We start from the raw sequence: 17784 nt of genomic DNA, 5'->3' as shown, positions 1-17784 counted from the left end.
AGGGATTCCGCAATGCCATGAATGAAGTCTGTTGTGTGCGGTAGGCCTGATCGCCCTGCGGGCGATTTCCTTGCTGCGCAAGGTTCGTCCCCTGGAAGGGGACTCCTACAGGTGCTTCGTAGCTAGCGGCTAGCAGCTCGTAGCTAGAAGCTAGATTTTTTTCAGCCAGCAAGGAGAGCAGCATGCGTTATGAACTCTGTGCCAGCCAGGATCTACCGGAAGGACAAAGCCGTGCCATGAAGGCGGGGGACACCAAGTTGGTGGTGTACCACCTGAGTGATGGCTTCTACGCCACCCAGGCCCGCTGCACTCACATGTTTGCCTCACTGGGCAAGGGCAAGATCCTCAAGGACCAATGTGTGCAGTGTCCGCTGCACCGGGCGAAGTTTGATATCCGCACCGGTGAAGTCTCCGAGTGGGCGAATTTCCCGCCGGGGGTACAGATGCTGAATGTGGTGCGGGGTGAGAAGGCCCTGGAAACCTGGCCGGTAACCGAAGAAGACGGCCAGCTGTACGTGGAGATCTAATGGTAAACCCGAGTAAGGCGCAGCAGGAAGCTGCGCTGGCGCGACTGGAAAAATTCAGCCGCTTCACCGACAGCAGTATTGGTATTCCCTTTACCAAGTTTCAGATTGGCGCCGAAGCGATTATTGGCCTGGTGCCGATCGTTGGTGATGCGGCGGGCCTGGTGCTGGGCAGCTATGTGCTGGTGGAAGCTCACCGCGCCGGGGCCAGTAAGGGTGTGAAGCTGCGTATGCTGCGCAATATGGGCATCGACTTCGTGGGTGGCTTGCTGCCGGTGGTGGGCGATGCCTTTGATGCCATCTATAAGGCCAATACCCGCAACACCAAGCTGCTGAAGAATTACCTGGAGAAGCAGCTGGAAGTGGAGCCGCCACCGCCGCCGTTCCCCTGGTGGACATTGATCTGGTTAACGGTGCTATTTGCCATAATCACCGGCGGTTTAACCCTGATTCTGTAATCACAGGCCGGCGCGCCCGCGCCGGCATTCCCGTTTTTTCTCTGCCTGGGCAGGGGGGATAAGGGGCGGGCTGTCCGACAATAAGTGGCCCGAAATAACCGGGTTTGTTTGCGCTTGCTTACCGTGCAGCCCTTTATTATAGATAAATCCTCTTCTTTCTTGTGCCTTTATGCGGGTCTTTCCTTGCCGGGGAATCAATCCGAATTGAATCCGAACAAGCATTCGCTTTATTGTGTCATCCATTAATGTAACGGTGGGCAGGGTAAGCAATGCGTTGCCTGCTGCTGCCGCTCCCTTTTTGTATTGGCTGGCGTTGGCCTTACGTGGACAGGTGACCTTTATGAGTACTGCAACCATTCATCAATACGCGCCGAAAACCGCCGGGAAAGCCCCCGAGGTGCCCATCCGGCATATGGATTTCAAATTTGATGCCAAGGATCTCGACACCACCTTCTTTAAAGATACGGAGTTTGCCACTGCGTACTTTCAGGCGCTGTCTATCTTCCTGACCTTTGGCGAAGAGCTGGTGATCGATACCGCCCGTTATCACCGTCAGTTTCTCAAGGACCCGGTGTTGAAGCAGCGAGTGACGGCGTTGATTGGCCAGGAAGCCATTCATTCCAAAATGCACGACGAGTTTAACGATACCCTCGCCGAGCATCGCTACCCGGTGGCGCTGTACCGTTTCCTCGCGGACAACGTGTTCGAGTACGGTTTCAAGAAACTGCCTAACCGCATGCAGCTGTCCCTGATGGCGGGGATTGAGCATTTCACGGCGGTGCTGGCGGAATACATGATGAAGAATGAAGAGGTCTTCTACGAAACCGGTGATGAAAAGCAGCGCGCCCTATGGATGTGGCACATGCTGGAAGAGTCCGAGCACAAGGACATTGCCTATGATGTCTACGAGACTCTGTCCGGTAACTACCCGCTGCGGGTGAGCGGCTTTGCGCTGGCGGCTTTTACCATCATGTTCCTGGTGCCCCTGGGTGGCGCCGCCATTCCGGTGTATCGCAAGCCGACCAAGTTGCTCAGCCTGCGTTACTGGAAAGACGTGAAAACCAGCCTGGTGTTTCTGGTCGGCCCGAAAGAGGGCGTTTACGGCAGTACGGTTAAACACATTCTGGATTACCTGCGCCGGGACTTTCACCCCAATGACCACGACACCACGGCCTACCTTGAGTATTACAAGGAGAAGCTGCTGAACCCGAAAACCGGGCTGCTGTCGCCGTATCTGGTCAAGGAATTCGTGCCGAAACTGCGCGCCTGATTTCCGTGGCGCGCCCGGTTCGGGGCGTGCCGCCGATAACCTGTTGAGATAATTGTGATGATGACTTTTTTGAAGCAGCGTTTTGCCAAGCCAAGCAAAAACGCCTACGCAGTGGTGACCGGTGCCGGTAGCGGCATCGGCCGCAGTTTTGCACTGGAACTGGCCAAGCGTGGCGGGGCCGTGGTTTGTGCGGATGTGAATCTGGAAGCGGCACAGGAAACCGTGGCGCTATTGGAAGCCCAGGGCGCCAAAGGTTTCGCCATTCACTGTGATGTGGGTGAGGCGGAACAGGTTAAAAAGCTGGCTGAGGAATCCGAAGCCTTGTTGGGGCACCCGGTGACCATGGTCATTAACAACGCTGGAGTGGGCTTGGGTGGCAAGTTCGATGAGTTGAGCCTGGATGACTGGAAGTGGTGCATGCACGTGAACCTGTGGGGCGTGATCAATGGCTGCCACTACTTTGTACCCGGTTTCAAGAAACAGGGGCATGGCGCCATTATCAATGTGGCATCGGCGGCGTCGTACACGGCGGCACCGGAAATGAGTGCCTATAACGTGACCAAGGCCGGTGTGCGTGCCCTGTCCGAAACCCTGTTCTCGGAATTGGCCAGGGACAACATTCGCGTGAATGTGCTGTGCCCGACGCTGGTGCCGACCAACATTATCAAGAACGGTCGCATCCCCGGCCGTTACTCCAAGCTGGCGGACCATGCGTTGATGAACTACGCCATGACCACCAGTGACGATGTGGCCAAGCTGACCCTGAACCGTCTGGACAAGGGCGAGCTGTACACCACGCCTCAGGTGGATGCGAAGTTGTTCTGGATGATGAAGCGGGCGTCGCCGAACTTTTACGCCAAGTTCCTGGGTTTCTCTTATCGCTTTGTCAGTAACAAGGGGGCATAACCATGGCCGCTGCAAAAAAGACCAAGACCACGGCGCGAAAGGCGCCGGCAGAAAAAATTTATGATTCCTTTATCGTCGGTGCCGGCATTTCCGGTATCGCCGCAGCGATCAAGCTGAAAAAGGAAGGCTATAACGATTTCAAGATTATCGAGAGGGCAGACCGCGTGGGCGGCACCTGGCGGGAAAATACCTACCCGGGCTGTGGTTGTGATGTGCCGTCCTCGTTGTATTCCTATTCATTTGCGCTGAGCAGCAAATGGAGCCACCTGTTTGCCAAGCAGCCGGAAATTCTCAGCTATCTGGAAGATGTGAGCGCCAAGTTCGGCATCACCCGGCTGATTCAATTCAATACCTCGCTGGACGGCGCCACCTGGGACGAAAGCCGCCACCTCTGGGTGCTGGATACGTCCAGCGGTCAGTACCTGGCACGGACCGTTATTTTCGCCACCGGGCCGATTACCGAATCCAAGATTCCCGCGCTGCCCGGGCTGGAAAGTTTCACCGGCGAGATGTTCCATTCCGCCAAGTGGAACCATGATTACGATCTGACCGGAAAGCGGGTGGCGGTGATTGGTACGGGTGCCTCGGCAATCCAGTTCGTGCCGCAGATTCAGCCCAAGGTGAAAGAGCTGTTCGTATTCCAGCGAACCGCGCCGTGGGTGCTGCCCAAGCCGGACCTGCCGCTGGGCGACAGAAGCAAGCGCACCATCGAAGCGTTGCCGGTGATTCAGCGTGGCTGGCGCAAGGCGGTGGCCACTTCGTTGAATGTGATCAACTTTGGTCTGCGTAATCCCAATGTGTTGAAGCCCATCAGCACGGCGGCGAAACAGTTGCTGCGGGTGCAGGTGCGTGACAAGGCTCTGCGCAAGGCGGTAACGCCGGACTTTACCCTGGGCTGCAAACGTATTCTGTTTGCCAACGATTACTATCCGGCGTTGCAGGCGGATAACGCTAACCTGATTCCCCATGGTCTGGTGGAAGTGGATGGCAATACGGTGGTTGCTGCCAATGGCGAGCGCCACGAAGTGGACGTGATTATCTGGGGCACCGGTTTTGAAGTGTCGCACCCGCCGATTGGTAGCAAGGTGGTAAATGCCAACGGTGATCGCCTGTCGGACCTGTGGAAAGACACGTCACCGGAGGCGTATCTCGGTGCGACCATGGAAAATACGCCGAATGCCTTCCTGGTACTGGGCCCGAACGTTCTGGTGTATGACTCCTTTATCGGCCTGGCCGAGGCGCAGCTGGACTACATCATCGATGGCCTGAAGAAAGTGAAAAACAAAGGCATTGGTAAAGTCACCATTCGCCCGGATGTGCTCAAGCAGCACAACGACAAGGTGCAGAAGTACCTGAAAGGCACGGTGTTCAACAGCGGTGGCTGCAAGAGCTACTATCTGGACCAGAACGGCCGCAACTTTGCCGCCTGGCCCTGGTCACTGGCGGAGCTGAAGAAAAAGCTGAGTGCCTTTGAGCTGGATGACTATGAAGTGACGTACCTCAATGAAGAGGTGCTGCGCAAGGCATCCTGACAGCACGGTATTGGTAAAAAGATAACGCACGGTCTTCGGGCCGTGCGTTTTTTTGTGAGTGCGATGTCGGATTACGGCCTTCGGCCTAATCCGACCTACAAAAAACTCGCATTCTTATTCGTAGGTCGTGTTAGGGCGTAGCCGTAACCCGACATCTGTCTGTTGGCATTCGTCTAATTCGACCCACAAAACACAATGCCTATCCGTAGGTCGGATTTACCCAGGGCACAGAGAGCCTGAAAGCCGTAACCCGACATCTTGATTTCAATGCATGGCCTGCCCGAGCTTTTCCAGATACTGGCGCATGCCGCTGAGTAGCGGTTCGTCCAGTTGTTCGGTTTGCGCCTGCATGTGATTGAGCCATTGTCCCTGGTGGTCGTTGTGGTGCCACTGGTGGTAGCAATACACGTGCAGCAGGAAAGCCTGCAGGAAGGCGGGTTTTTCCAGGTCTTCCTCGTTGGCCAGCGGAATGCGCGGGAACAGTTCGTGGAGCTTGCGGGCAAAGGCGCCGGAGGCCATGCCGATCTGTTGGCCCTGGGGGTTATGCACCGGGGTGCTCAGGTAGCCGCAACTGGGCGAGCGGGCTTTCAGCACAAAACCACTCAACGGTTGTTGCAGGGTGGCAGCCACGTTTTCCAGGGCGTCGGTGACATCCTGCTGGGGCTGGTCCACGCCCCGTACCCGCAGTTGGTCGTCGAGCTGCACCACCTGAATGGGCGGGCGCGGCACAGGCAAGCCAATGGCCACCTCCGGGCAGGTTTCCCGAAAGCGCAGCAAGGGTCCCAGCTGGTGGACCAGAATAGCGTTGTGTTTGTGGTCGCCGTCGTAGCGCACTTTCTGCCCGGTGAGGCAGGCGCTAACGCCGACAACGGGTTTTTCCCATTCCTGCTGCGGCAGGTCGAAGCCCATTTTTCCCAGCAAATCCGTTAGCATGGCAGGTCTCCCTTCTTCCCCAAAGGTGACAGGTTATGCAAGGCGTTTTTCTGGATACCGATACTCTGGTTCCCGACGAGCTGGACTTCACCGCCTTCGACAATATGTTGTCGTGGACGCTCTACCCGCAAACCCGCCCGGACCAGCGTGTGGCCCGGCTGGACGGTGTCCAGGTAGTGGTGACCAACAAGGTGGTGCTCGATGCCGCCACGCTGAAAGCCTGCCCGTCCCTCAAGCTTATCTGCATTTGTGCCACCGGTACCAATAATGTGGATCTGGATGCCGCCGCCGCCCAGGGCATCACCGTGTGCAATGTGACCGGTTATGCCCGCGCGTCGGTGGCGCAGCATACGATGGCGCTGTTGTTGTCGCTGGCGGCCCGGCTGGTTCCCTACCATGAGGATGTGCGTTCGGGGTGCTGGAGTCAGGCGCCCCAATTCTGCCTGCTTAACCATCCAATGACGGAATTGGCCGGGAAAACCTTTGGGGTGATTGGGTATGGGGATCTGGGGCGTGAGGCGGCCCGCCTGGCGGAGGCCTTCGGCATGACGGTGCAGGTAGCTGAATCGTTTCAGGCCGCGGGGAATCAGTCTGGCCGGGTGCCGATGGCTGAACTGTTGCCGGCGGCGGATGTGATCAGCCTGCATTGCCCGTTAACGCCGCAGACGGACAAGCTGGTGGATGCGGCGTTTCTGTCGCAGATGAAACCCGGCGCCTTGCTGCTCAATACCGCCCGCGGTGGTTTGGTTGATGAACCGGCGCTGGCGGACGCGCTACGCAATGGCCAGCTCGGTGGCGCGGGCCTGGATGTGCTCAGCAGCGAGCCGCCGCCGGCGGATCATCCGTTGCTTGCCGACGGCATCCGCAACCTGCTGATTACCCCGCACAACGCTTGGGGCACCCGCGAATCCCGGCAGCGGGTGCTGGATGGCGTGGTAGAAAATATTCGGCAATGGCAGGCGGGCTCGCCCATTAACGTGGTGAATTAGAAAGATAGTGACGAGCTGCGAGAAGCGAGTTTCGAGAGGCAAAAAAGCGGGGTTGAAGTTTTTTATTGTGAATTTCGCGACTTGCTTCTCGTCACTCGATCCTGCCTTTAACGCTTTTTCTTTAACCGGTTGGCGAGCATTTTATCCATGCCGCGAAACAGGGGTTGCGGCAGGCGCGTGACTGGCCCCGGTGCGGCGGCAAGCAGGACGCTGCCAAGCTTGCCCATGGGGCGGGCGATACGCGCCGGGCGTTTTTCGCAGGCTTCCACGATCCAGCCCGCCGCTTTTTCCACGTGCATCATCGGCATGTATTTATAGATGGCCGTGCGCGAGGACATGGGGGTGCGCACCATGGGGAAGTACACCACGGTGGTGCTGATACCTTGATGGCCCATCTCCGCTTCCAGCGAGCGGGTGAAGGATTCCAGTGCGCTCTTGCTGGCCAGGTAGGCGGAAAACAGCGGAATGGGAATCTGCGTGGACAGGCTGGAAATATTCACCACATGGCCGTGGCTCTGCTGCGCAAAGCGGGGCAGGAATTGCAGGGTCATGGCCACGGCGCCGATATAGTTCAGCTGTATGGTGCGCTGGTAATCGTGCAGGCGGTTGAAAGATTGCTCGATGGGGCGGCGAATGGAATGGGCGGCGTTATTCACCAGCGCATCAATGCGGCGGTGCTCCTCAAGAATACGTGCCGCGCAGGCTTCAATGGCCGTGTTGTCGCTGAGGTCGCAGGGATAGATAAAGGCGGTGCCGCCCTGTTCCTGAATGGTTTGCTGAACCTCTCGAAGCTGCTCTTCCCGGCGCGCTACCAGGCACAGCGTGGCGCCTTTTCTTGCCATGATCCTGGCCGCTTCCGCGCCGATGCCACTGGAGGCGCCGGTGAGTACAATGGTCTGGCCTTTGAGTTTCATGCATACCCCTTGAATGCTGTGCGGTAAAAATACAGACCGTCGAGTCTGCCGTGTTCGGCATTAGGGGCCAAGGTCTAAAGGGGACGAAGATGTGGTTTCAGGACATTGTCACGTTGCCGGCGCAACGGCGCGGTTGCCATCTGGTAACGCGGGAGGTGGTAACTGCCTTGCCGGTGCTGGCGGAGATCGAGGTGGGCTTGCTGCATCTGTTTATTCAGCATACCTCCGCCTCGCTGACCATCAACGAAAATGCGGACCCGGATGTGCGCGGGGATCTGGAGCGACACCTGAATGTGATGGTGCCGGAGAACGCGCCGTACTATGAACATACCCTGGAAGGGCCGGATGATATGCCCGCGCATATCAAGAGCGTACTTATCGGCCCGTCGCTGACAATCCCGATCCGGGCCGGGCGGCTGGCGCTGGGGACCTGGCAGGGCATTTATCTGTGCGAGCACCGCGACCACGGTGGTGCACGGCGGGTCGTGGCGACCATTCAGGGGGAGTGAGGGAAAAAGCAGTCTCGAGCTACGAGCTTCGAGTTGCGAAAATCAAAGAAAAAACCACTGCGCCCGTGAGGGGGCGGATTCTGCTCTTCGAAACTCGAAACTCGAAACTCGAAACTCGAAACTCGTTTTTCGTTATTCCGCAATCCATTGCAGGAATTCGCGGCGTTCTTCTGCGGTGGCCTGTTTCCACTGGGCTTTCAGGGTGTCCAGGTAGCTGGCTTCCGGGGCCACGGTGGTGCTCTTTTTTGCGCTGGCAGCGGTGGCGCCGGCGGCGGCACCCGCTGCGGCCTGGGGGGCCACGCTGTTAGTGCTGGCGGTAGTGACTTCTTCGCCGGTGATCGGGGCCAGGAAGCCGCGATTGAGGATCAGCCCGGATTCTTTGGCGTCTACTCGTTCGCCGGTCTTGGTGTTTTCCGCCCAGCCGTAGAAGCTGTCTTCCATGGCGCGGGCCTCTTCCACGTCTTGTGGGGTGTTGAAGCCCAGTTGCCATTGGTCGCCACCCTTGCCGTCGATGACAAAGTTGGCCGGGTTGGTTTTCACGATTTCGTGGTTGTCTGCATCCAGCTGCCACAGTTCCTTGTAGTAAGCGAGGATTTCATAGCGACCGGGGGCCAGTTTCAGTTCCTTGAAATCGCTGGCGAAGAAGGTGTTCACACCTTCCACTTCCTTGCCGTTGATGGTGAACACTTCAATTTCGCTGGGTACCTTCACGGTGAGCACCTGGCTGTCGGCTTTGGCCGGGCCGTCGTACAGCTGGACTACCGGGCTGCGGGCACAGGCTGCCAGAAACAGGGTGCAGAGGGTGAGGGTAAGCAGGCGCAGGGACAACATGACTTCTCCTTGGGAGCGGGTTGAGGGGCGCGAGCCGGCCAGTCTGGCCGGCATCTGTGTCATTTATGTGACAAGTGGGGCCGGTGTGGCATCAGAATCCCCAGGTGTCGATCTTGCCGGGGGGCTGGTTGCGGTTCAGGGCGGTCAGGCCCCGGGCGCAGCGTACGATCCACCAGATGGTGATTACCACCATCAGCAGCCAGCCAATCAGGGCCAGGGTGGTGATGCCGGCGATGAACCAGTACAGCAAGCCGATCCAGAAGGTGCGGTACTGGAAACGAAAGTGCTCGCGCAGTGGTGGCGCGGCGTCGCCGGCATGAAGGTGGGCAATGATGACGCCGACGATGGCCGTGAGCCCGCCGGTGATCAGGCCGACCAGGTGCAGGACGTAGACGATACGTGCCAGGCTGGCGGTGCTGGTGTTACTCATTGTTGGGCCTCTTTGGTGGCGGATGTGCTGGCGGGGGCGCCCTTGGCGGGAGCCGGCCTGCCGGTGGCATTACAGGCCTGGGTGCAGCCCTCCAGGGTTTCAAACGGCACGCTACCCTTGCAGCCGCCCCAGATAAAGGCCTGACAGCTGCCGCTGTCGGCATCGTAGTAATAGCGCTGGAATGCGGCTTTGCACATGCCGGATTCCGGTGGCTGGGAGCAGGCATCCGGGAGTGCGGCGGTGCCGGGCTCCTGATTGTTCTGGCAGCCACTGAGCAGGGTGGCTGCGGCAATCAGGGCGGTAATGAGGGGAAGCAGCAGGGGTCGCATGGCAGTTCCTTTATGGGTTTCCGGTTCCCTCCGTGGGGCCGGGTATTCTCCGTTGCTGCTACTTTACCGGACTCTGAAAGCGGCGGTAACCGGTTCATGTTCTCGGTGGAAAATCTGCACTATGCTGGTGCTGTCAATGTGTTGCGCAGGGGAAGAGCGGTGAGACAAGGATTGCGGATTATCAGCCTGGTGGGTGGGCTGCTGGCGGTGCCGGCCTGGGCACAGGATGCTCAATACATGTTCCTGCAGGCGGGCAAGCTGCAACTGAATGATGAGGACACCACGGTGACCGCCAATGGCGCCACGCTGGATGGGGACTACGATGATCTGCCGTTCTTCACCGGCGGGGTGCAGAAGATTCTGGGAGGCGGCGATCGTTTCCGTTACGGCTATGAGGGCGGTGCGGTGATCAGCTGGCAGAACGATTCGGTGAATTATTCGGGGGTGGTGAATGGTGGCGCCACCGTGAATATCAAGGTGGACAACGAGATGTTTCTGTTTGGCACCATGTTGGGTGGTTACGGGGATATCAATTTCAGTGACCGAGCGCGGCTGTTTTTGTCCGGTGGCCCCATGTTGCTGATGGGCTCCCTGAAACAGGAGCAGGATCGGCCTTACCCCCAGCCGCTGAGTACGGCGGTGGTGGTGAACGGGGATGACCGGGATTTCAGTTTTGGCTATGGGGCTTACGCCTCGCTGGGGCTGATCTTTTCCGTGGGTAGCACATCCGAGTTTGGATTTGTGGTGCGCGAACAAACGGTAGAGATGGACTTCAACGATGCCATCGCGGATTTCCCCTACGATGGCACCCAGTACATGCTGAGTTTTGGCTACAAGATGTAGTTACGCGTTTTCTACGGAGTTGCTGTAGGAGCTTGCTTGCAAGCGAATGCCGGCTTTGATCTGGCCAACCCGGTTCGCCTGCAAGCAGCCTCCTACAATGATCAACAGCCTGTTGAGAGCCGAGCGCAGCGAATAAACGCCTTCCAGGGTGCGAACCGCACAGCGTTCGCAGTACGATCCATCTTCTTACCAACTTCAAGCCTGTCTGCCGAGGGTGGAACCTGGGCGCTTGCCGCCTCGCTGCGCTCGGTTCGTCCCCTGGAAGGGAACTCCTACAGGGGGCGAATGGAACGCAGCGAGAATGTTCTGTGCCGTGCGGTCCAAAGGGAGCACGGGCCGAGCATTGTGACCGTTAATCCGCCCGCATGTGTTTCTGGTCCCGGGGCAGGGTGTCGCCGCGCAGGCGGATCACGGCTTTTTGCAGCAGCAGGTTGTTGGGCAGGGTGTAACGGTGGCCCAGCTCATCCTGAATGGTGATGAAGATCAGCCCCATGTGACGAATCTGCCCGGTGACGGTGTTGTCGCCGTCCAGCAGGCGAATGCGGTCGCCCACTCTGTAGGGTGCGCTGAAGAACAGAATGATGGCGGCGGTGGCGTTGCTGAGCATGGACCAGCTGGCAAACAGGGCCACGCCGAGCAGTGCCATCAGCGAGGTGGCAAACACCATCAGGCCGTCGCCTTTCAATCCCCACAACACCCCAATGGCTATCAGGCCGATAATCAGGCAGGCGCTGTTGATGACCACCGCTGTCTGGAAGATACGGGCGCGGGAGTAATTGCGGCGGCGACCCAGCCGCTTGGTGATGCCGCGCAACAGGATGGACAGGGCCCAACCCAGAATCGCGATGACGACGGTGAGTCCCCATTTCATTACTACTGAATCCATGTTCTATCCGTGCTTGCCTGAAACAAAGGGGTTGTGGGTGCGTTCGTGGCCGATGGTGGACATGGGCCCGTGCCCGGGAATAAAGGCGACGTCGTCATCCAGGGTCAGCAGCTGTTCCTTGATGGCGGTGATCAGGGTGTCGAAATCCCCCTTGGGGAAATCGGTACGACCAATAGAACCGTTGAACAGCACATCACCGACCACGGCCAGTTTGCTTTCACGCTGATAGAACACGACGTGGCCGGGGGTATGGCCGGGGCAGTGGCGTACTTCCAGCTGGGTGCTGCCCACCGTGACGGTGTCGCCGCCTTCCAGCCAGCGGTTCGGGGTGAACGGTGGCGAAGGGGCAAAGCCCATCATCTGCGCTTGCTGGGGCAGCATGTCGATCCAGAACTGGTCATCCCGGTGCGGGCCTTCAATGGGCAGCCCCAAAGTTTCGGCCAGCTCGGCCACGGCGCCCACATGGTCCAGATGGGCGTGGGTCACCAGGATCTTCTCCGGGGTGCCGCCCACCTGCTTCAGGGTTGCCAGTATCTGGTTCAGGTCGCCGCCCGGGTCGACGATGGCGACCTTGTCGGTGGCTTCGCACTTCAGGAAAGAGCAGTTCTGCTGAAACTGGGTGACCGGCAGGATGGCGTATTTCATGGCTGTCTGTGCGGTGGAAAATGAGCCCGTAGTATAGCGTTAATCCGCCGGGGGATTCATTCCCCTGCGGGCAATGGGGCAAGGGTAAATATTGGCAAATTCTGACGTAGTGACGGTTTGCGGCTGACGTCTTGGTGGTATTTTAACGGTCTACATAACTCACTAAGGAAGGGAATCATGGATATGGAGCAAATCCAGCCGTATCTGGACAAGGCAATCGAGCTGAGTATGGCCTATCTGCCGAAGGTGGTGCTGGCGGTGGTTACGCTGGTGGTCGGCTTCTGGGTCATCAAGCGGGTGATCAAGGGCATGAACCGGGTGCTGGGCCACAAGGCGGTGGACGACACCCTGCAAAAGTTCATGACCAGCTTTATCGACGTGCTGTTGAAAATTCTGTTGCTGGTGGCTGTGGYGGGTATGGTCGGGGTGGAGACCACCTCGTTTATTGCCATGCTCGGTGCCATTGGCCTGGCGGTGGGGCTGGCGCTGCAGGGCAGCCTGGGCAACTTTGCGGGCGGGGTGCTGATTCTGTTCTTCAAGCCGTACCGCCTGGGGGACATTATCGAGGCGCAGGGATATACCGGGCGAGTTTGGGATATCCAGATCTTCAACACCATCCTGATTACCTACGACAACCAACGCATCGTGATCCCTAACGGTCTCATGTCCAATGGCTGCATCAAGAATATTTTTGTGGAGCCGCAGCGGCGGGTGGATATCGAATTTGGTATCAGTTACGGCGATAGCATTGAGCAGGCCCGGGCGGCGATTCAGACGGTCATTGATAATGACGACCGTATCCTCAGCGGTGAGCAATTCGACCCGAATATTTTTGTCTCCGCCCATGCGGACAGCAGCATCAATATGCTGACGCGGGTGTGGGTGAATTCGGAGGATTACTGGCCGGTGTATTTCGGTTTGTTCGAGCAGGTGAAATACGCCTTTGACAAGGCGGGCATCACTATTCCGTTCCCGCAGCGGGATGTGCATTTGTTTCAGCAATCATAAAGGCAGCTTCGAGCTACGAGCTGTCAGCTTTGAGTAAAAACTCGTCGCTGGTAGCTCGTAGCTGTAGGCGAAGCCGTGCTGATTTATCGCTTCTCCAGTACCACCGGCAATCCATCCTTCGGCATGATCAGCGGGACCTGCTGGGTAGGCAGTTCGTAGCCGGGTTTGACGCTGACGCGGTAACGTCTCAGGAACTGGAACAGGAATGTCTTGGTTTGCAGTTCGGCAAAGTTCAGGCCCAGGCATTTGTGGTGGCCGCCGCCGAAGGGAACCCACTGGTAAAAGTGCTTCTTGTGTTCGGCGCGTTCGTCGCTGAAGCGTTCCGGGTCGAAGGTGGTCGGGTTGCTCCAGTACTCTTCCATGTAATGGGTGTAGAGCGTGGACACGTTGACCATGGTGTTTTTGGGCAGGGAGTAGCCCTGGTATTCCACATCCTTGACGGTGCGACGGGGGAAGGTGGTCAGTGCCGGGCGCATGCGCAGGGTCTCGCGGAATACCCAGCCGGTTTTTTCCATTTTCCCCAGGTCGTCATAGTCCAGGGTGTCCTTGCCCAGCCCTTCCATTTCCTTGACCAGTACATCCTGCCAGTGAGGATGTTTGGCCAGCATGTAGATAATGGAGCACAGGGTGCTGGTGGTGGTGTCGTGGGCGGCGAACAACAGGAAGATCATGTGGTTCATTACGTCCTGATCAGAAAGGCCGCCTTCCTCGTCGGCCGCCTTGCACAGTTCGCTGAAGAAATCCGGGGTATCGCTGGCGCGTTTCTGGGGGATCAGTCCGGTAACGAAGTTTTCCAGGTAGCGGCGGCCTTTCATGCCGCGGTGCCACAGCAGCCCGGGGATTGGCAGGCGCACCACCGCCAGTGAGGCGTCGGTGGCGTCGATAAAGGACTGGTTCACCTTGTCGGATTCCGGGCCCATTTCCAGGCCGAAAAAGATTTGCGCGCCCACGTCCAGTAACAGCGCCTTGATGTGATCCAGAAACTTCAGGGTTTCTCCGGTTTGCCAGCCTTCAATCTCGCTGCCTATATGGCTGTTCATGCGGTCCAGATAGCTGGCCAGTGCCGGCTTCTTGAATGCTTGCTGCATGATGCGGCGGTGAAATTTATGGTCGGCAAAGTCGCGCAGCATCAGGCCGTCGGTAAACAGTTTTTCCAGAATCGGGTTCCAGGCGGCGCGGCTGGAGAACGCATGCTCCGGATCCTTGAGTACAAATTCGTTGGCATCCGGCCCGAGCAGGGTGACGCCGCGCTGAAACAGTACCGACCCCTTGAAGATCAACCCATATTTGGCGGCCTGATCGTTGACCAGTTTGTGATAGTCCTTGAGAAAAGGGACCGTAGAGCCAAGCAGAGGCCAGCCATAATCACCCGGTATGTCTTCCAGCTTTCGCTGGGGCATGCGAGGAAGGTTTGCGGCCTCTTGTTGGGCAGCTTCCATACGGTTCATGACGTTCTCCGATAAACATCTTGTATTGATCCGTTTCCATGGTCTCTGCGCGGCGCCTGGCACAAGCCTTCACTACCACAGAACACCTTCTTTCATCGGAAGTAGACCAACAACACCTCTCTTGCAGAAAATGTCCTGTGGCAGCAAATTCATGCGCCATGCATCCACGCAGATACCATGGAAACGGGTCCATTGAATCTACCCCCCGGATGTAATGCAGAACAGAGGCTGTCGGCAACGGTCAAATCGTGCTGTGCTGTCCAGCCGCCCTGGCATGGCACGTGCTAGCATTGCGGCATTGTTAAGGAGAGATGTGTATGTCCAAACCTGCGGCTGAGTTCGAGCCCCTGGCGCTGGCAGTGCTGACGGTGAGTGATACCCGCACCCCGCAAACCGATACCTCTGGTGACCTGTTGGTGCAGCGCCTGGAAGGCGCGGGCCATACCCTGGCCGCTCGCCAGATCGTCAAGGACGATGTGTACCAGCTGCGCAAGGTGGTATCGGACTGGATTGCCGACGAGAACATCCAGATTATTCTCACCACTGGTGGGACCGGATTCTCCGGCCGGGATTCCACCCCGGAGGCACTGGCGCCGCTGTTCGACAAGACTATCGAAGGGTTCGGTGAGCTGTTTCGTCAGGTGAGCGTGGAGGACATCGGTTCTTCTACCATCCAGTCCCGCTGCCTGGCCGGGCTGGCCAATCGCACGGTGATTTTCTGTTTGCCCGGTTCCAACAATGCCTGCGCCACCGGTTGGGACCGCATCATTCAGGAGCAGCTGGATGCCCGCCACCGCCCCTGTAATTTTGTGGCCCAGGTGCGCCGATAAAACTGCCGCTGCGACGGCACCATGGAGGAAACGTGCAGGAATCCAAACAGACATTGATGCCGGTGGCAGAGGCGTTGGCGCGCCTGCTGGATGCGGCGCGCCCTTTCCGGGCGGTCCGGGAGATCCCGCTGGCGGATTGCCAGGGGCAGTATCTGGCTGAGGCGGTGACCTCCCAGGTGGATGTGCCGGCGTTTGATAACGCCGCCGTGGATGGTGTAGCGCTGCGTTATGCGGACCTGGACGAGCCGGGGCTGACCCGGCCCATGCCGCTGCGGGTGGCGGCGGGGGATACGCCGGCGACCCTGGCGCCGGGGCAGGTGGCGCGCATTTTCACCGGTGCCCCGGTACCCGCCGGGGCAGATACCGTATTGATGCAGGAAGACTGCGAAATCGCGGAAACTCGGGTGCGGTTGCCGGGCAAGGACACGGTTACTGCCGGACAGAATATACGCCCGGCGGGGCAGGATGCCCACTGCAATGAGGTCGTGATGCAGCGTGGCGAACGGCTCACGCCCCAGGCGGTGGGCCTGATTGCTTCGGTGGGGATCGCGGCGGTAAAAGTGAATGCGCCGCGGATACTGGTTCTTACCAGCGGTGATGAAATTCAGTCGCCGGAAGAAACACCGCTGCCGGGAAAAATTTTCGACAGCAATGGCCCGCAGCTGATGCAGCTGTTACAGCAAAGCGGGTTTGTGAATGTGCAGCGCGAGCACCTGCCCGATGATCCGGCCATTATCCGCAATACCCTGACCCGGGTACTCACCGATTCAGTGCAGCGCCCGGATGTGATTATTTCCACCGGTGGTGTGTCCGTGGGTGAAGAAGACCATTTGCGTGCGGTGCTGGCGGAGCATGGCGAACTGGATTTCTGGCGGCTGGCGATAAAGCCGGGTAAACCGTTTACTTACGGCCGTATTGATGACATTCCATTTTTCGGTTTGCCGGGCAATCCGTCCGCCGTGCTGGTGTGTTATCTGATGCTGGTGTTACCCACCCTTCGGCGCGCTTGTGGTGCCGATGTGGTGTTGCCAACCGCCATGCCGTTACCCGTGGATTTCGCCATCAACAAACCGGCCAGGCGGCAGGAATATCTGCGCGTGCGTTGTGTGTCTGACTCCGGCCAGCTGATCCTGCAAAAACATCCCAACCAGAGCTCCGGCATGCTCAGTTCTGCAGTGTGGGCGGACGGCCTGGCGGTGGTGCCGGTGGGCGGCACGGTATCGTCGGGCGATACGTTGGCGTTTTTTTCGTTTTCAGGATTGTTGGCGGGGTAGTGCGGGTGTTGTCGGGCACCAAACCACTGCGTCCCGCTCCGCAGCCATCAAATCCGCTATACTGCGCGCTCAATAAAGGAGTGTTACATGACCCTGGAATCCTCGTTGCTTGCCCGTGCCGATTCATGTTGTGAACTGTGTGGTGCGGGTAATGCCCTGGCGGTGTATGCGGTGCCGCCGGAATCGGATGGCACTGCCGAGCAGAGTGTGCTGTTGTGTGAAACCTGCCAGACCCAGCTGGATAACCCGGGTAATGAAGACGCCAACCACTGGCGCTGCCTGAACGACAGCATGTGGAGCCCGGTGCCGGCGGTGCAAGTGTTGGCGTGGCGTATGTTGACGCGCTTGCAGGCAGAAGGTTGGCCGCAGGACCTGCTGGATATGTTGTACCTGGATGACGACACCCTGGCCTGGGCCCAGGCCAGCGGTGAAGGCCAGACGGAAGACGCGCGGGAATTGCACCGCGACAGCAATGGCGCCGTGCTGGAAGCCGGTGATTCGGTCACGCTGATCAAGGACCTGAATGTGAAGGGGGCTAATTTCACCGCCAAGCGGGGCACCGCCGTGCGCAATATTTCCCTGGTTCAGGATAACCCCGAACACATCGAAGGCCGGGTAGAGGGTCAGCGCATTGTGATCCTGACGCAATTTGTGAAGAAAAACTGATGCCGCACAGTCTGATTCTCGGCGGCATTCGTTCCGGCAAAAGTTCACTGGCGGAAAACCTGGTCAGTGAGCAACACGATCCGGTGGTGTATGTGGCGACGGCCACCGCCGGTGATGGTGAAATGAGCGACCGTATTCGTCGCCATCGTATGCGGCGCCCGGCGAGCTGGGGGTTGGTGGAAGAGCCGTTGCATCTGGGCGCCTTGCTTAACCGCCAGGCCACGTTGTCACCGGTTCCCTGCGTCTTGGTCGATTGCATGAGCCTGTGGGTGAGTAATTTGCTGCATGCCGGGGACGCGGCGTTTGTCCGGGAGCGGGACAGTTTTCTTGGGGCGCTGGGGCAGTATCCCGGCAATGTGGTGGTCGTCAGCAATGAAGTGGGGCTGGGGACCATTGGCATGGACCCGTTAACCCGTCGTTTCGCCGATGAGCTGGGCTGGCTGAATCAGTCGCTGGCAAAAAAATGCGATACGGTGCTGCTGTCAGTGGCAGGGATTGCGCAGACGTTGAAAGGTTAAGCAGTAAAAAGTTGAAAGTTCAAAGTTGAAAAGGAAAACCG

The 17784-nt window shown here is 58.4% G+C and carries 22 protein-coding genes; 13 read left to right on the top strand and 9 right to left on the bottom strand.

Annotation, left to right across the window (positions count from 1 at the left end; translation table 11 throughout):
* The first annotated feature begins 182 nt into the window (after window positions 1-182).
* Window positions 183-527, top strand: a complete 345-nt coding sequence (locus tag COA55_RS03010; RefSeq protein ID WP_007151020.1) for a Rieske 2Fe-2S domain-containing protein — start codon at window positions 183-185, stop codon at window positions 525-527.
* On the top strand, window positions 527-982 hold the full coding sequence (locus tag COA55_RS03005; RefSeq protein WP_290500581.1) for a DUF4112 domain-containing protein: 456 nt from the start codon (window positions 527-529) through the stop codon (window positions 980-982). The genes COA55_RS03010 and COA55_RS03005 overlap by 1 nt, the downstream gene beginning before the upstream one ends.
* Here COA55_RS03005 and COA55_RS03000 read toward each other — a convergent pair whose 3' ends face one another.
* Window positions 983-1339, bottom strand: coding sequence for a hypothetical protein (locus tag COA55_RS03000; protein ID WP_290500580.1), 357 nt, complete (start codon window positions 1337-1339; stop codon window positions 983-985).
* Between COA55_RS03000 and COA55_RS02995 the strand changes: the two genes are divergently transcribed.
* Genes COA55_RS02995 through COA55_RS02985 form a run of 3 tightly spaced genes read left to right on the top strand, consistent with a single transcriptional unit; the run spans window position 1323 to window position 4690 of the window.
* A complete protein-coding gene (locus COA55_RS02995) occupies window positions 1323-2252 on the top strand; it encodes a metal-dependent hydrolase (RefSeq protein ID WP_290500579.1) in 930 nt (309 codons plus the stop codon). The two genes, COA55_RS03000 and COA55_RS02995, sit on opposite strands and share 17 nt — an antisense overlap.
* Before the next feature lie 57 nt (window positions 2253-2309).
* Complete coding sequence (locus COA55_RS02990; RefSeq protein ID WP_290500577.1) at window positions 2310-3158, top strand: SDR family NAD(P)-dependent oxidoreductase; 849 nt, start codon at window positions 2310-2312, stop codon at window positions 3156-3158.
* A gap of 2 nt (window positions 3159-3160) precedes the next feature.
* Window positions 3161-4690, top strand: coding sequence for an NAD(P)/FAD-dependent oxidoreductase (locus COA55_RS02985; RefSeq protein WP_290500576.1), 1530 nt, complete (start codon window positions 3161-3163; stop codon window positions 4688-4690).
* A gap of 264 nt (window positions 4691-4954) precedes the next feature.
* Here COA55_RS02985 and COA55_RS02980 read toward each other — a convergent pair whose 3' ends face one another.
* On the bottom strand, window positions 4955-5623 hold the full coding sequence (locus tag COA55_RS02980; RefSeq protein ID WP_290500575.1) for a DUF523 domain-containing protein: 669 nt from the start codon (window positions 5621-5623) through the stop codon (window positions 4955-4957).
* 35 nt (window positions 5624-5658) lie between these two features.
* On the opposite strand from COA55_RS02980, the gene COA55_RS02975 reads away from it, so the two are divergent.
* Window positions 5659-6612 (top strand): D-2-hydroxyacid dehydrogenase, encoded by a 954-nt coding sequence (locus COA55_RS02975; RefSeq protein ID WP_290500574.1) that lies wholly within the window; start codon window positions 5659-5661, stop codon window positions 6610-6612.
* A 107-nt stretch (window positions 6613-6719) separates the two neighbouring features.
* Here COA55_RS02975 and COA55_RS02970 read toward each other — a convergent pair whose 3' ends face one another.
* Window positions 6720-7526, bottom strand: coding sequence for an SDR family NAD(P)-dependent oxidoreductase (locus COA55_RS02970; RefSeq protein ID WP_290500572.1), 807 nt, complete (start codon window positions 7524-7526; stop codon window positions 6720-6722).
* A gap of 89 nt (window positions 7527-7615) precedes the next feature.
* Between COA55_RS02970 and COA55_RS02965 the strand changes: the two genes are divergently transcribed.
* Window positions 7616-8035 (top strand): secondary thiamine-phosphate synthase enzyme YjbQ, encoded by a 420-nt coding sequence (locus COA55_RS02965; protein ID WP_063519121.1) that lies wholly within the window; start codon window positions 7616-7618, stop codon window positions 8033-8035.
* Window positions 8036-8167: 132 nt separating this feature from the next.
* On the opposite strand, the gene COA55_RS02960 is transcribed toward COA55_RS02965, so the two are convergent.
* The 3 genes from COA55_RS02960 to COA55_RS02950 all read right to left on the bottom strand — a co-directional run bounded on the left by COA55_RS02960 (window position 8168) and on the right by COA55_RS02950 (window position 9625).
* On the bottom strand, window positions 8168-8866 hold the full coding sequence (locus COA55_RS02960) for a DUF2057 domain-containing protein (RefSeq protein ID WP_290500570.1): 699 nt from the start codon (window positions 8864-8866) through the stop codon (window positions 8168-8170).
* 91 nt (window positions 8867-8957) lie between these two features.
* Window positions 8958-9296, bottom strand: a complete 339-nt coding sequence (locus COA55_RS02955) for a hypothetical protein (RefSeq protein ID WP_290500569.1) — start codon at window positions 9294-9296, stop codon at window positions 8958-8960.
* Entirely contained in the window at window positions 9293-9625 is a 333-nt protein-coding gene (locus tag COA55_RS02950; protein ID WP_290500567.1) for a BPTI/Kunitz-type proteinase inhibitor domain-containing protein, read from the bottom strand. The genes COA55_RS02955 and COA55_RS02950 overlap by 4 nt, the downstream gene beginning before the upstream one ends.
* Window positions 9626-9784: 159 nt before the next feature.
* Between COA55_RS02950 and COA55_RS02945 the strand changes: the two genes are divergently transcribed.
* Window positions 9785-10468: a hypothetical protein gene (locus COA55_RS02945; RefSeq protein ID WP_290500566.1), complete on the top strand. Its 684-nt coding sequence runs from the start codon at window positions 9785-9787 to the stop codon at window positions 10466-10468.
* A 352-nt stretch (window positions 10469-10820) separates the two neighbouring features.
* On the opposite strand, the gene COA55_RS02940 is transcribed toward COA55_RS02945, so the two are convergent.
* Window positions 10821-11354: a mechanosensitive ion channel domain-containing protein gene (locus COA55_RS02940; RefSeq protein ID WP_063518567.1), complete on the bottom strand. Its 534-nt coding sequence runs from the start codon at window positions 11352-11354 to the stop codon at window positions 10821-10823.
* A 3-nt stretch (window positions 11355-11357) separates the two neighbouring features.
* Complete coding sequence (locus COA55_RS02935) at window positions 11358-11999, bottom strand: MBL fold metallo-hydrolase (RefSeq protein ID WP_063518566.1); 642 nt, start codon at window positions 11997-11999, stop codon at window positions 11358-11360.
* A 177-nt stretch (window positions 12000-12176) separates the two neighbouring features.
* Between COA55_RS02935 and COA55_RS02930 the strand changes: the two genes are divergently transcribed.
* Window positions 12177-13007 (top strand): mechanosensitive ion channel domain-containing protein, encoded by an 831-nt coding sequence (locus tag COA55_RS02930; protein WP_290500565.1) that lies wholly within the window; start codon window positions 12177-12179, stop codon window positions 13005-13007.
* 83 nt (window positions 13008-13090) lie between these two features.
* On the opposite strand, the gene COA55_RS02925 is transcribed toward COA55_RS02930, so the two are convergent.
* Window positions 13091-14455 carry a cytochrome P450 gene (locus tag COA55_RS02925; RefSeq protein WP_290500563.1) on the bottom strand — a complete coding sequence of 455 codons (1365 nt, stop codon included), beginning with the start codon at window positions 14453-14455 and terminating at the stop codon, window positions 13091-13093.
* Between the two features lie 317 nt (window positions 14456-14772).
* On the opposite strand from COA55_RS02925, the gene moaB reads away from it, so the two are divergent.
* The 4 genes from moaB (at window position 14773) to cobU (ending at window position 17743) form a co-directional block, all read left to right on the top strand.
* A complete protein-coding gene (moaB, locus tag COA55_RS02920; protein ID WP_290500561.1) occupies window positions 14773-15285 on the top strand; it encodes a molybdenum cofactor biosynthesis protein B in 513 nt (170 codons plus the stop codon).
* Between the two features lie 32 nt (window positions 15286-15317).
* Window positions 15318-16559, top strand: a complete 1242-nt coding sequence (gene glp / locus COA55_RS02915; protein WP_290500559.1) for a gephyrin-like molybdotransferase Glp — start codon at window positions 15318-15320, stop codon at window positions 16557-16559.
* Window positions 16560-16646: 87 nt separating this feature from the next.
* A complete protein-coding gene (locus COA55_RS02910) occupies window positions 16647-17225 on the top strand; it encodes an alkylphosphonate utilization protein (protein WP_290500557.1) in 579 nt (192 codons plus the stop codon).
* Window positions 17225-17743 carry a bifunctional adenosylcobinamide kinase/adenosylcobinamide-phosphate guanylyltransferase gene (gene cobU, locus COA55_RS02905; protein ID WP_290500555.1) on the top strand — a complete coding sequence of 173 codons (519 nt, stop codon included), beginning with the start codon at window positions 17225-17227 and terminating at the stop codon, window positions 17741-17743. Before COA55_RS02910 ends, cobU begins: the two co-directional genes overlap by 1 nt.
* The last annotated feature ends 41 nt before the right edge of the window (window positions 17744-17784 follow it).

The sequence above is a fragment of the Alcanivorax sp. genome (assembly GCF_002733835.1).
Lineage (GTDB): Bacteria > Pseudomonadota > Gammaproteobacteria > Pseudomonadales > Alcanivoracaceae > Alcanivorax.
The sequence above is the reverse complement of the archived record's forward strand: the minus strand, read 5'-3'. Positions and strand labels throughout refer to the sequence as shown.